Origin of the sequence: Ancylobacter defluvii (assembly GCF_018390605.1) — a bacterium.
Classification (GTDB): domain Bacteria; phylum Pseudomonadota; class Alphaproteobacteria; order Rhizobiales; family Xanthobacteraceae; genus Ancylobacter; species Ancylobacter defluvii.
Window position 1 is genome coordinate 440,553 of the sequence record NZ_JAHBGD010000017.1, and the last position, 13,422, is coordinate 453,974.

Below are 13,422 nucleotides of genomic sequence, written 5' to 3' on the forward strand. Positions count from 1 at the left end.
TCGCAAGGTGCGAGGCCGATTCATTCGTCGCCCAAGGCTTCGGCGTGGACGGCGGCAAACTGGATGGCACGAGAGATGACCACGCCTGCCGTATCGCTTCCTTCCTATGACCGTTCGACGCTGACGCCGGGCATCGTTCATATCGGGCTGGGCAATTTCCATCGCGCGCATCAGGCAGTCTACCTCGACGAGCTGTTTGCGCGCGGCGAAGGCCATGATTGGGCGATCATCGGCGCCGGCGTGCGGCCGACCGACGCTCGCATGCGCGAGGCGCTCAAAGCGCAGGACTACCTTTCCACCGTGATCGAGCTCGATCCCAGCGGCAAGCGCGCGCGCCGGGTGGGCGCGATGATCGACTTCCTGCCCATCGAGACCGGGAATGCCGCGCTGATTGCGGCAATGGCGCAGCCGGAGATCCGTATCGTCAGCCTTACCGTGACCGAGGGCGGCTATTTCATGGATCCGGCCGGCCAGCTGGACACCACCAACGCTGAAATCGCCGCCGATGCAGCCAACCCCACGACGCCGGAAACCGCGTTCGGCGCCATTCTCGCAGCACTGAAGGCACGTCGCGAGAATGGCATTCCTCCCTTTACCATCATGAGTTGCGACAACCTGCCCGGCAATGGCGATGTCACGCGGCAGGTGGTGGTGGGTCTCGCCCGGCTGTTCGACGCGGAGCTGGCGGAATGGGTGGCGGCCAATGTCGCCTTTCCGAACGGGATGGTCGATCGCATCACCCCAGCGACGGGCGAACGCGAGCGGGCGATGGCGGCGGAATTCGGATTGGACGACCCGGTTCCCGTCACCTGCGAGCCTTTCCGGCAATGGGTGCTGGAAGACCGGTTTCCCGCCGGCCGGCCAGCGCTGGAGAAGGCCGGCGTGATCTTCACCGAGCACGTCCACGCCTATGAGACGATGAAGATCCGCATCCTCAATGGCGGCCATGCCATTATCGCCTATCCCGGCGGACTGATGGACATCGAGTTCGTGCACGAGGCGATGGAGGAGCCGCTGATCACCGCCTTTCTCGACAAGCTGGAGCGCGAGGAAATCATCCCCATCGTGCCGCCGGTGCCGGACACCGACCTCGGCGGCTACTACGCCATCATTCGCGAGCGCTTCTCCAATCCGGAAGTGGCGGACACCGTGCGGCGGCTTTGCCTCGACGGCTCCAACCGCCAGCCGAAATTCATCGTGCCTTCGATCCTCGACAACCGTGCCGCCGGGCGGCTGCCCAAAGGGCTGATCCTCGCCTCCGCGCTGTGGTGCCGCTACTGCGCCGGTACCACCGACAGTGGCGCCGCCGTCGCGCCGAACGATCCCAGTTGGGACGAACTGACGGCGCGGGCGATTGAGGCCAAGACCGACCCCACCGCCTGGCTCGCGATGAGGGAGGTCTATGGCGATGTTGCCGCGGATGACGAGGTCGTGGAGGCCTTCGCCGCGGCGCTTGAGGCGGTATGGGAAAAGGGCGCGCGGGCGGTTCTCGCCGAGTATGTCCGAAGCTGACCTTCACGATCCTGCAGAGGTTCCCTGTTACCGTTGCATTCGGGGGCGGCGATGAACGAAACACTGACCGTTCTAGCCATTGTGCTGATGGTCGCCGCCATCGTTGGCGGCGGGCTCAGCGTGCTGGGACACCAGTTACCGGTCATCGCCTCGAAGGGGCGTCAGATAGTTCTTTTCGCGTTTGGCGTCTCGATTCTGATTGCGGTCCATTTTCCTGATCGCTTCAGACCGAAGCCCCTACCGCCACCCCTGCCGGCGCCAGTCGAGCCGGTAACCATAGCAAAGCCGACGCCGCCGCCTACCGTGGAGAACAAGACTGATCCGCCGCCGGCGCTATCGCTCAGCAGTTTCCTCTGTGGCGTCAACACCTATGGCAGCGGAGTCGCTGCCAGTACACGGACACAGATACAGAACAAGCTCGTCGCCCTCGGCTGCAACGTCGATAGCTCGCTGTATCTCTATCCGGCAGAGTGCCGGGAGCCGGCCCACACGCCAGCCAGCCCCAATGGAGATTGGAAAGGGTTCGCAGCCAGGAACTCCGTCATCTACTACGACGATGACAATCGCCCTCTTGCATTGTCTTTGGCAGCCGCACTGAAGATGCTCACAGGATTCACTTTCAGTGCAAACAAGGGCGGAGGCCAGTGTATCAATCCGACAGTGTTCCCGCGCATCATCATGATCCATTTCCGAGACGACGTGCCGAAGTAGCGCCAGAAAATCACAGCCACGACGGGCGCGGCGGTGATCGAGAGGTCATAACGACTCATAAACCAGTGATCGTTCAGGCATTCCGTCCGGGACTGACCATAGAAGCTTTCGATGAAGGCGTTGTCGGTCGGCTTGCCGGCCAGGAGCTTCCCAGCACCACACCTTTCTGACCGGTCCACAGAACCATGAGCAGGCCAATGATCCGGAGTGCAAAGCCCAGGAGGCCAGCTGTTATGATGTCGACAAGCTCGATGGGTGGTGGCGTGGAGATGATGTAAGTCGATTTGAGCCTACACGCATCGCCGCGCCCCCAAAAAGCCTAGTGCGGGGCCTTCACGAAGAGGTCCCTCAACCGGGACGGTTGGCAGCGCAGATACTGGTCGGCGGCGGCGACCTGACCGCCTAGCGCGGCAGCGGCGTGCCAAGGCCAGCGGGGATCGTAGAGGATGGTGCGTGCGAGGCCGACGAGATCGGCGTCGCCGGTCGCAACGATAGCCTCCGCCTGCTCGTAGCCAGTAATGAGCCCTACGGCCACGACCGGGATCGAGACCTGCGCCTTCACCACGCGCGCCAGCGGAACCTGATAGCCGGGAGAGAGCGGAATTGCCTGCGATGGGTGCAGGCCGCCGCTCGAAACATGGATGGCAGAGCATCCCCGCGCTTCGAGCGCTTTGGCGAAGATGATCGTCTGGTCCACGTCCCAGCCGCCTTCCACCCAATCGGTCCCTGACACTCGCATCGTTACCGGACGGTCAGCTGGGAACGCGTCGCGCACAGCGTCAAACACCTCGAGCGGGAAACGCATGCGGTTCTCAAGAGTACCGCCATATGCATCGTCACGCCGATTGGCGATCGGCGACAGGAATTGGTGAAGGAGGTACCCGTGCGCACCGTGGATCTGGATTGCGTCGAGCCCCAGTCGGCCGGCGCGGACGGCCGCCGCGGCAAAAGCATCACGCACCCTCTTCAGGCCTTCGGCATCCAGTGCGTGAGGCGGCACGTTACTCTCCGCGAACGGAATTGCGGAAGGTGCGACCGTCTGCCAACCGTTCGGTGAGGACGGTGCGATGTGCTGGCCACCGAGCCAGGGCTTTTCGGTCGACGCCTTGCGACCCGCGTGAGCAAGCTGAATGGTGATCGGCATGTCAGACCAGCGGCGCACGGCATCAAGCGTCCGGCCCATCGCGGCCTCGGTCGCGTCGTCGTAAAGCCCCACGTCGCCATAGGAGATGCGTCCCTCGGGAACGACCGCGGTCGCCTCGATGGTGAGCAAAGCTGCCCCAGAGAGCGCGAGCTGCCCTAGATGGATGAGGTGCCAATCCGTCATGCGGCCTTCCTCGGCCGAGTACTGGCACATGGGCGCGATGACAATCCGGTTTGCGAGCTTGAGTTTGCCGACAGCGAAGGGGGTGAAGAGCGTGGGAACGGTCAAAGGCTGCCTCTTTATGCTGAGAATGAGGGGTCAAACAGGAGCTCCCGCAACGCCAAGGTTCACATCGCGAAAACGTCGTTCCTGCGCGTCAGCAGCAATGTGGAACGTCTGACATCACTTGCTTGCCTCACGCAACCACAACCCAACGCTACATCGACAATGCCTCGTGCCGCATTCATTTAGCACGGCGATCAGCCATCTGGGCCTGCCAGGCGGCGTCATACGGTCGTTCATGAAGCCGGAGATGCCATCATCGCCGTGACGCTGGGATTGCCATGTGACGGCGTGACGATCGTTAGCGACCACGAATCCGAGGGTCACGTCCTGATCCCCAGACCATTGGTGACCTCGGATCATGCCCTCGCTGGCCAGTTGCCGATCGGCGTACGATGCCCCTGGAGACCGCGGCGGGTCAGTAAGCGAACGGAGCTCAGCGACCCAAAGTTGCGTTTGAGAACGTTCGCTTTGCAGCGATCAGGGCGGGCTCAGTGTAATGTCCGCCGTTCTCCTCCACTGCAATAGCAGCACCGGCACGAACAGGACGAGACCCAGCAGGGTCGAATAGAGTTCCGGCGCCACCAGCAGCATGGCGGCGATCGCCAGTACCAGCCTCTCCCAAGCCTGTAGCCTCGTAAGCATCCAGCCCGAGATGGCGGCGCCAAGACAGGTGATGCCGATGACACAGCCTGCGAAGGCGAGCACGAAGTCTGGCCAGTTGAACCCCTTGGTGACGAGCAGCAGCGAGGGCGAGAACACGAAGACGAAGGGAACCAGCACCTTGCCGAGCCCGAGGCGGAATGCCGTGTTGCCGGTTCGGAACGGATCGGCATTGGCCATGCCGGCGGCGGCGTAGGCGGCGAGCGCCACCGGCGGCGTGATGTCGGCAAGCACGCCATAATAGAACACGAAGAAATGCGCGACGATCGGCTCGACGCCGAGCAGGCCGAGCGCCGGCGCGGCGATGGTCGCCATGATGATGTAGTTGGCCGTGGTGGGGATGCCGCAGCCCATCAGGATACAGACCACGCCGGTCATAAGCAGCGTGAACAGCAGCGTCAGCGTCTGCGGGGCGACCAGCACCGCCGGGAGTACCGCACCGGCCCAGGACGCCATCGAGGCCGCAGTGGAGGTGACGATGAACGACACCTTGAAGCCGACGCCGGTCAACGTCACCACGCCGACCACGATGCCGACGGTGGCCGCCGCCGCGCCGACGGCGAGCGCATATTTGGCGCCGTCGCGCAGTCCGGCCGCGATGTCGGCGAGGCTCATCCGGTTGCGCGGGTTGAACAGGCCGACGGCGATGCACAGCGTGATGCCCCAGAAGGCGGCGAGATAGGGCGTGTAGCCGGCCAGCAGGATGCCGATCAGCGCCACCAGCGGGATGATGGTCGGCCAATCGCGCTTCAATGCCGCCTTCACATCCGGCATCTCGTGCGGCTCGAGGCCGCGCAGGCCGTTGCGTTTCGCCTCGAAATGCACCTGGATGAACACGCCGAAGAAATGCATGAAGGCCGGCACGATGGCCGCGAGGATGATCGTCGTGTAGGGCAGGTTCAGGAACTCGATCATCAGGAACGCGGCGGCGCCCATGATCGGCGGAGTGATTTGCCCGCCGGTCGAGGCGGTCGCCTCAACCGCGGCGGCGAAGTGGCGCTTGTAGCCTAGGCGGATCATCGCCGGGATGGTGAGCGAGCCGACCGTCACGGTGTTGGCGACCGAGGAGCCGGAGATCATGCCGAACAGTGCCGAGCCGAAGATCGACACCTTGGCCGGGCCGCCGGCATACCGCCCCGCGACCCAGGCGGCGCAATCGAGGAACAGCTGGCCGAGGCCGATGCGGGTGGCGAACACGCCGAACAGCACGAAGTGGAAGACGTAGGTCGCCACCACGCCGAGCGCCACGCCATAGATACCCTGCGTGGTCAGGTAGAGATGGTCGATGAGTTGGGAGACGCTGGCGCCGGGATGCACCAATATGCCTGGCATATACGGCCCCCACAGCGCATAGGCCATGAAGAGCACGGCGATGATCGGCAGCGGCACGCCGAGCGAGCGGCGCGTGGCTTCCAGCAGCGCCAGGATGAGCAGGCCGCCGAGCACGACGTCGAGCGTCGTCGGGTTGCCGACCCGGAAGGCGAGGTCGTCCAGCGGGATCAGCGGAATATGCATCACCGCCACCACGGCGGCGATGGCCAGCGCCCAGTCTGGCAGCGCGATGCCGAGCGGGCGCAGCAGCCCGGAACGCGCCGGCTGCGTGTAGCCGCGTCGCGTCGCCGGAAACACCAGGAAGACCAGTCCGAGCACGAAGGACAGGTGGATGCCCCGGTGCATCGACTCCTGTAACAGCCCGAAGCCGGCCGTGTAGTAGTGGAACAACGACAGGAGGACCAGCAGCCCGCCGACCAGATAGCCGGCTCCCGGCGCAAGCGGCCGGAAGCGGATCTCAGGGTCGTAGGTCTCTTCCAGCTCCCGGACCTTCGCCTCGTCGAATTCGAGGGGGACGGCCTGAGTGGTGCTGGACGACGAGTTTTCCCGGACGCTCATGGCGTGGTCGCCGGGACTATTTCAGCACGCCGGCTTCCTTGTAGAAGCGTTCGGCACCGGGATGCAGCGGTATGCCGAGGCCGTTGGTGGCGTTCTGCAGGGTGATCAGCTTGCCCTTGGCATGGCCGGCATCGAGCGCCGCGCGCGAGGCATCGTTCCACAACACCTTGACGATGTCATAGACTAGCTGGTCCGGCTGCTTGGCGCTGGTCAGCCATTGCGCATTTACCGAAATCGTGTCCGTCGCGCCGACGCCCTTATAGGTCTCGGCCGGTACCTTGTCCTTGGCGAAGAACTTGTACTCGGCGAGCAGTTTGTCGACCTCGGGGCCGGTGATCGGCACCAGTTCGATCCCGGAGGATGAGGCGAGTTCGGAGATGGCGCCGGTCGGGTAGCCGCCGACGAAGAAGAACGCATCAAGCGCGCCGTCGCGCAGACGGTCGCCGGCCGGGCCGGGCTTGAGATATTCCGGTTTGATGTCCTTTTCGGTCAGCCCATAGGCGGCGAGCACGATACGCGCATCCACCAGCGTGCCGGAGCCCGGCTCGTCGAGCGCGACGCGCTTGCCCTTGAGGTCCTTCACCGACTTGATACCGGCGGATTTGGCGGCGACGAGATGGATGGTCTCCGGGTAGAGCGTGGCGATGATGCGCAGGTCCTCGACCTTCGGCTTGCCGTCATAGAGACCGGTGCCGGTATAGGCCCAATAGGCGACGTCGGATTGCGAGAAGCCGGATTCGGCGGCGCCGGACTGGATGGCGTTCACATTGGCCACCGAGCCGTTGGAGGCGATGGCGGTCGCCACGAGACCGGGAACACCCTTGTCGCCGGCCGCCGAGATCGCGTTGGCGATCAGGCCGCCGACCGGATAATAGGTGCCCGCGGTGCCGCCGGTGCCGATGCGGAAGAAGGTGGGCTGCTGAGCGATCGCAAGCCCGGTCATGAGCGCTACGCCCGCGACAGCAGCAACCAGTTTCGATGCGCCGAAAAGTTTCATGATCTTCTCCTCACTGCAGCAACAGGGCGGCAGCATGGGCGAAGGATTCCGGCTTGTCGATGCGCGACGAGTTAGGTTTTTGTCGAATGCGGGCTGGCCGCACAGATTGGTCGTAGGGCCGTAGTCCTGGAGCGAATCCGAGGGGACCGGCTCTTCTGCCTAGGCTGCACCATGCTCGTCGATCTGCTTCATCGTCGTCGAAAGCGTGAAATAAGCTCCAGTCTCGCGGAGATCGGTATTTGCCTCGCCACCGAAGTCTGCGGCCACGGCGTGGATCAGTTGCTGCCCAAAGCCTGACTGCGTAGCCGGCGCCACCGGCGGGCCTCCCTGTTCTTCCCAAACGAGATTGAACGGATCGTCGCTGGCCGGATTGCCCGCCGTCCAGCGAACGGTAATGCGGCCCTGCTCGGTGGACAGCGCGCCATACTTCAACGCGTTGGCGGCGAGTTCATTGATGGCTAAGCCTAGGGACAAAGAGCATCGTGCGGAGAGTTCGACGGGCGGCCCTGAAAGCGCGATCTGCGCCGCGTGCGACTGGTAGGGTGCCAATGCGCCTTCGATCACTGCCCTGATCGGGGCATTGGTCCATTTCGATTGAATAAGCGGTGAATGCGCGGCGCCAAGCGCCTCCAGCCTGAGTAGTAGGGTCTCCTGTGCCGCTTCGATCGAGATCGCGCGGCGGAACGTTTGACGGGCGATACCGCAGACCATTGCGAGCGTGTTCTTGATACGATGTTCAAGCTCGCCGTTGATCAGCCGTAAGTTTCGATCGGCCATCACCTTCGCAGTTGTTTCGATCACGGTATCTATCATGCCCAGCACGCGGCCATGCTCATCGCGGATCGGTCCGTAGGAGAAGGTGAAATAGGCTTGTTCGGGATACCCATTGCGATGGACGATAAGCGGAAAATCCTCGATGAAAGTGGGCTCTCCCGCATAGGCGCGTTCCTGAATCGGACCGATTTCGTCCCACACCTCTCTCCATATGTCGCGGAAGGACATGCCGAGACATCCCTGTTTGCCGCCCAGGATAGGTATGAATCCGTCATTATAGATCGTGACGAGTTTCGGCCCGCAGACTACAGCTTTTGGAAAGCCGGAGCTCAAGGCAAACCCAACCGCGGTCTTCAAGGCAGGAGCCCAAGTGCCGATCGGACCAAGAGGCGTTTTCGACCAATCGAAGGCTCGCACTTCGGCGGTCATTCGGGGACCTTTTCCCAGGAAGGCCGTGCACTCTTCATCATTCAACACGCTGCACCATCTGTTCCGAAGCCTGGCTTACATAACTGCACATAGCGCGCAAAGACGCGATACCAAGGACATCCCCGCTCTCTCTCGGCGATGGCGCTCAACGCGCCCAAGGAGCGACATTTCTCCTGATTCTGTCAGCACGGGAACATTACTGAGGCGAGGCGTTCGCTCTTTCAATGGGAGGTGGGCCAATCGTCGAGGAGCATCTTATGCCCAGCATTCGCGAAGCTCGTATTCCGATGTGCTCGTGATCCCCGGCGGCCAGATCAACCCTGACCTCCTGCGGGTAGATCCCGTTGCGATGAACATCGTCCGGAGCTTTATCGACGGCGGTAGGATTGTGGCAGCCATTTGCCATGCCCCCCGGTTGCTGGTCGAGGCCGACGCGGTGCGTGGCTGCTCGGTGACCTCCTTCAAGTCCTTTCGTACAGACGCAACGAATGCCGGAGGAAATTGAATCGGCGAGGAAGTGGTGGCCGATCAGGGCATCGTCACAAGCCGTTCACCGGCAGACCTCACGCTTTCATAGCCAAGATCATCTAAGAGATTGGCGAGGGGCGCCACGAACGTCGAAAAGTTGCATGAGGTCCCCATCAATGGCTGAAACGCCTCAGGCTGCGGAGGGCTTTGGGCGGAGGGAGTTGCCCTCGCTCGATGCTCTCAATGCCGCACTCACGGCTGAGCAAGCTCCGATGGAGGAATAGGGCGGCTGGTGCCGGGCGAAAGTCCGGTACCAGTGGCGCTTGCCTTCATTGGCGAGCAGCCCGGCGACGAGCAAGATCGGCAGGGGTGCCCGGTCTCGACCGCTCCAGCACCTATGTCACCAACGCCATGAACGGCTACTCTTTTTGGTGGAGATCCTGGCCAGCAACGACGAGCCGACCTAGGCGCGCCTTATGCCGCTCGCCTCAGCACCGCCCTTGATCGTGCTGACGGCGATTTCCCCATCCGATCGCCGGAATACGCCGCTCATGATGGAGACACCGCAGCGCAAGCCGTGCAAGGCCACCTCATCGAGAGAATCGGGCAGACAAGGAGGGTCGAACACGATCTGGCAGGCGTGAGGCTTGATGCACAGCCCGATGCAGGGTTGCAGCAGCGACAGCGGCGTTCCCGCCGCCCACGCCTATGGCGAGCAGGCGACGGGATAGAAGGTTGGGGCCTGCTGCGCTGTCGCCGCTGGCAAACAGGGTAACGTCGTGCCTTTGTGCAACGAGTTCTTCAGTCAGGAAGGAGACGATGCGTTCCGTTCCGCCATACAGTCGTGGCGGGCAACTCTCGGCAAGTGGGGCAATCTGGGCGATGCGTATCTTGGAATGCTCCGGGATACCGTCGGTCCTGTCCGCGCAGCGTTCCGCGGCCTCGACGTTCCCTCCAACACCAAACCGAGGTGTTCGGTTTCGCCACGTTCAAAGACGGAAGCATCTGAAAGCCCCCTTGGAACACGGCCGATCGCGATTGTTTAGGGATGCAATATGTAATGAATATTTGATGCTTTTGCCGCTCAACGAGCTAAGCCGTTGAAAAGAATGGCGCTCCCAACCGGAATCGAACCGGTGTTTTCGCCGTGAGAGGGCGACGTCCTAGACCGCTAGACGATGGGAGCCGCGCGGCAGGGGCGGTTCATAAGGGGAAAGCCGGTATATGGCAAGAGCGCCGGCCGAATATTCGCCGCATCCATCCACAGCCGCCCGCCAATCCGCTCTATAGCGTCTCACGGCTCATGCGCGTAGCTCAGCACGCCGCGCGGTGCCCGCGTCTCGATGTCGAACAACCGCGTCTCGACAACGCCCTGGCGGCTCAACGTCACCGCCAGCAGCCCGTCGGAAACCGTGCTCGACAGCACCTGTGCCCCCTGCGGCAGCATAATTGTGCCGGTGATTTCCTTCGGCGTGCTTTTCCAGCCGACCATGACCCTGTATCCGATGGCCCCGAACAGGGCGAGAAAGCCGAAGCCCATCAGGATGCCGGAGAATGCCGCGAAGCCACGCAGCTTGCGCAGCACGCGCTCCTGTTGGGGATCGAGCTTGTCGTCTGTATCGGGAGAAGGCATGGGCACACCGCCGGAAGAGCCGCTGGAGGATTTCGAGGACACCGACGACGCTGCGGCCGACGGCACGCGCCTCGATATCATCGCTACGCCCGAGGATGAAGGCCTGCGGCTCGATCGCATGCTGGTGCGCCATCTGCCGGATATGAGCCGCACCCGACTGCAGGCGCTGCTCGCCGACGGTCGACTCACCCGCGAGGGAAAGCCGGTCACCGGCGGCTCGGCGCGCGTGGCGGCCGGCGCCCGCTTCACCCTGACCCTCCCGGCCCCTGAGCCGGCGGAGCCGATCGCACAGGCCATCCCACTCACCATCGTCTATGAGGATGACGACCTGATCGTCGTCGACAAGCCAGCCGGCATGGTGGTGCATCCGGCCCCGGGCAATCCGGATGGCACATTGGTCAACGCGCTCCTATATCACTGCGGCGCCAGTCTTTCCGGCATTGGCGGCGTGCGTCGGCCGGGCATCGTGCATCGCCTGGACAAGGAGACCTCCGGCCTGCTAGTCGTCGCCAAGAACGACCGCACCCATCGAGCGCTCGCCGCGCAGTTCGCCGATCACGGCCGCACCGGCCCGCTGGAGCGGCTCTATGTCGCCTTCGCCTGGGGAGTGCCTGAGCAGTCGCGCGGCACGGTGGATGCACCGCTGGCCCGCCATCCGATCTCGCGCGAGCGCATCGCGGTGCGGCCCGGTGGGCGCTTCGCCATTACCCATTGGGAACGCACGGCAATCTACGACGATGCCGAGGGACGGCCAGTAGCCAGCCGTATCGAATGCCAACTGGAGACCGGCCGCACCCACCAGATTCGCGTGCATCTGGGATATATCGGTCATCCGCTTCTCGGCGACGCGGTCTATGGCCAAGGCTTCCGCACCAAGGCCGGCCGTCTTGCGGCGCCGGCACGCGCAGCGCTGGAATCGCTTGCGGGACAAGCTCTTCACGCCGCGCGGCTTGGCTTTGAGCATCCAACCACCGGGCAAGTCATGCGCTTTGCGAGTCCGCTGCGGCCAGACCTTGCCCGGCTCGAGGCAACGCTTGCCGGCAGCGGCTGACACTGGTTCGGCTCAAGTCATCGTGACCGGTTTTCATGATGCCATTGCGCAAAACCTGCGCGTTGCTGCTATGCTAGTTTCTCGGCCGGCGACATGCGGCCGAACATTCTGGTCGCCCGCAGGGGACCAAAACGAAAGGAGGGCGCTGCCATGGCCCGTTCCGCAATGACGATCCCATCGGCCGAAGGCGGCCTCAGCCAGTATCTGGCCGAGATCCGCAAGTTCCCGATGCTGGAGCCGCAGGAGGAATATATGCTCGCCAAGCGCTGGCGCGAGCATAACGACCCCGATGCCGCTCATAAACTCGTGACCAGCCATTTGCGCCTCGTGGCGAAGATCGCCATGGGCTATCGCGGCTACGGCCTGCCGATCTCCGAGGTCATCTCCGAGGGCAATGTCGGCCTGATGCAGGCGGTCAAGCGTTTCGAGCCCGACAAGGGCTTCCGCCTCGCGACCTATGCCATGTGGTGGATCAAGGCCTCCATCCAGGAATACATCCTGCGTTCCTGGAGCTTGGTGAAGATGGGCACTACGGCGGCCCAGAAGAAGCTTTTCTTCAATCTTCGCAAGGCGAAGAGCCAGATCTCCGCGCTCGAGGAAGGTGACCTGCGCCCCGATCAGGTCGCGCAGATCGCCACCAAGCTCGGCGTCACCGAACAGGACGTGGTGGAGATGAACCGTCGCCTCGGCGGCGATTCATCGCTCAATGCCCCGTTGCGCGGCGATGTCGAAGGCGGCGGCGAGTGGCAGGACTGGCTCGCTGACGAGCGCGAGGACCAGGAGACCCTGCTGGCCGCCACCGAGGAATTCGACAATCGTCGCAATGCCTTGTCTGGGGCGTTGTCGGTCCTGAACGATCGCGAGCGGCGCATTTTCGAGGCGCGCCGCCTCGCCGAGGATCCGATGACACTGGAAGACCTCGCGACCGAGTTCGGCGTGTCGCGCGAGCGAGTGCGGCAGATCGAGGTCCGCGCCTTCGAGAAGGTGCAGAAGGCCGTGATCGACCGGGTCAACAAGATCGAGGCGCCGGCGGCCCGCGAGATTGCCTCCGCGCACTAAACTGACCGCCGGCGCCCTCTCGGAGGGCGCCGGATTTTGCCCCGTCGGCCTCAGGCCTGAAGCCGCAATGGTTCCGCGCTCGCTCGGTCGGGACTGGGGCGAGCGGAAGATTCCGCAGCCTTTCTAACATCATAGGCGAGAACATCGCGGATGGAGAGCACCCCGACCAGTTGGTGATCCTGCAGCACCGGCAGGTGGCGGACGCGATGGGTGTCCATCAGCGCGCGGACGTGGTCGATGCTGTCATCCATCTGGCAGGAGATCATGTTGCGCGACATGAGATCGGCAACGGGCGCTTTCAGGGCGGCCACGCCGCGCTCGGCGACGGCACGCACCACGTCACGCTCGGAGAAGATGCCGACGACGGTGTCGCCTTCCGAGCCGCAGGCGTCCTTCACCACCACGGCGCCGATGCGCTCGCGGTTTAGCAAAGTCGCTGCCATTTCAACGCTTTCGGTCATGCGCACGGTGGGTACGCGCGCGGCTTTAAGCTGCATGAGATCTGCGACGAGCATGGCGTCCTCTCCCTGTCGGTGCCTGCACGGTCTTCACGATCTTATTCTTTTGTCTAATTCTGGTATACGGTACACCTTCTGTCAATGACAGGATGTTCCGCAACGTCACACCCCACTCCCAGTGCGGTGGGGTGTACGATGGGTGCGGTTGATTGCGGGCCGGTGTGTGCGGTGCGGCTGGCCTCGTCGTCGCCCGTCGTCCTGTCCCTGGCCCTCTGCCCCTCGCCCTCGCCCTTCGCGCGCCCTCCCTCGCCCTCCTCGCGCCTCTCCTGCATGACGAAGGGCGCGCTTCCG

10 protein-coding genes, 1 tRNA gene and 3 pseudogenes are annotated in these 13,422 nt (G+C 63.5%); 5 read left to right on the forward strand and 9 right to left on the reverse strand.

What is annotated here, in order from left to right:
- Positions 1 to 75 precede the first annotated feature (75 nt).
- On the forward strand, positions 76 to 1,512 hold the full coding sequence (locus KHC24_RS13920; RefSeq protein WP_213363868.1) for a mannitol dehydrogenase family protein: 1,437 nt from the start codon (positions 76 to 78) through the stop codon (positions 1,510 to 1,512).
- Positions 1,513 to 1,563: 51 nt separating this feature from the next.
- Positions 1,564 to 2,223: a hypothetical protein gene (locus tag KHC24_RS13925; protein WP_213363929.1), complete on the forward strand. Its 660-nt coding sequence runs from the start codon at positions 1,564 to 1,566 to the stop codon at positions 2,221 to 2,223.
- 44 nt (positions 2,224 to 2,267) lie between these two features.
- On the opposite strand, the pseudogene KHC24_RS13930 reads toward KHC24_RS13925, so the two are convergent.
- From KHC24_RS13930 to KHC24_RS13950, 5 genes and pseudogenes are all read right to left on the reverse strand, one after another.
- Positions 2,268 to 2,363 (reverse strand): annotated as a pseudogene (locus tag KHC24_RS13930) (integrase core domain-containing protein); the annotation flags it as partial.
- A gap of 179 nt (positions 2,364 to 2,542) precedes the next feature.
- Entirely contained in the window at positions 2,543 to 3,655 is a 1,113-nt protein-coding gene (locus tag KHC24_RS13935; protein WP_213363869.1) for an NADH:flavin oxidoreductase/NADH oxidase, read from the reverse strand.
- A gap of 474 nt (positions 3,656 to 4,129) precedes the next feature.
- Positions 4,130 to 6,202, reverse strand: a complete 2,073-nt coding sequence (locus tag KHC24_RS13940) for a TRAP transporter permease (RefSeq protein ID WP_213363870.1) — start codon at positions 6,200 to 6,202, stop codon at positions 4,130 to 4,132.
- Between the two features lie 16 nt (positions 6,203 to 6,218).
- Positions 6,219 to 7,199 (reverse strand): TAXI family TRAP transporter solute-binding subunit, encoded by a 981-nt coding sequence (locus KHC24_RS13945; protein ID WP_213363871.1) that lies wholly within the window; start codon positions 7,197 to 7,199, stop codon positions 6,219 to 6,221.
- A gap of 159 nt (positions 7,200 to 7,358) precedes the next feature.
- On the reverse strand, positions 7,359 to 8,402 hold the full coding sequence (locus KHC24_RS13950; RefSeq protein ID WP_213363872.1) for a sensor histidine kinase: 1,044 nt from the start codon (positions 8,400 to 8,402) through the stop codon (positions 7,359 to 7,361).
- Between the two features lie 286 nt (positions 8,403 to 8,688).
- Here KHC24_RS13950 and KHC24_RS25085 point away from each other — a divergent pair.
- Positions 8,689 to 8,993 (forward strand): annotated as a pseudogene (locus tag KHC24_RS25085) (DJ-1/PfpI family protein); the annotation flags it as partial.
- A gap of 622 nt (positions 8,994 to 9,615) precedes the next feature.
- Here KHC24_RS25085 and KHC24_RS13960 read toward each other — a convergent pair.
- The 3 genes and pseudogenes from KHC24_RS13960 to KHC24_RS13970 all read right to left on the reverse strand — a co-directional run.
- A pseudogene (locus tag KHC24_RS13960) lies at positions 9,616 to 9,760 on the reverse strand (glycosyltransferase family 4 protein); the annotation flags it as partial.
- 220 nt (positions 9,761 to 9,980) lie between these two features.
- A tRNA-Glu gene (locus tag KHC24_RS13965) sits at positions 9,981 to 10,056 on the reverse strand.
- A 108-nt stretch (positions 10,057 to 10,164) separates the two neighbouring features.
- Positions 10,165 to 10,503 (reverse strand): hypothetical protein, encoded by a 339-nt coding sequence (locus KHC24_RS13970; protein ID WP_213363873.1) that lies wholly within the window; start codon positions 10,501 to 10,503, stop codon positions 10,165 to 10,167.
- On the opposite strand from KHC24_RS13970, the gene KHC24_RS13975 reads away from it, so the two are divergent.
- On the forward strand, positions 10,502 to 11,554 hold the full coding sequence (locus KHC24_RS13975; protein WP_213363874.1) for an RluA family pseudouridine synthase: 1,053 nt from the start codon (positions 10,502 to 10,504) through the stop codon (positions 11,552 to 11,554). The genes KHC24_RS13970 and KHC24_RS13975 overlap by 2 nt on opposite strands.
- A gap of 150 nt (positions 11,555 to 11,704) precedes the next feature.
- Positions 11,705 to 12,613: an RNA polymerase sigma factor RpoH gene (gene rpoH, locus KHC24_RS13980; protein ID WP_213363875.1), complete on the forward strand. Its 909-nt coding sequence runs from the start codon at positions 11,705 to 11,707 to the stop codon at positions 12,611 to 12,613.
- 50 nt (positions 12,614 to 12,663) lie between these two features.
- Here the strand turns inward: rpoH and KHC24_RS13985 are convergent, their stop codons facing one another.
- Positions 12,664 to 13,128 (reverse strand): CBS domain-containing protein, encoded by a 465-nt coding sequence (locus KHC24_RS13985; RefSeq protein ID WP_213363876.1) that lies wholly within the window; start codon positions 13,126 to 13,128, stop codon positions 12,664 to 12,666.
- Between the last annotated feature and the right edge of the window lie 294 nt (positions 13,129 to 13,422).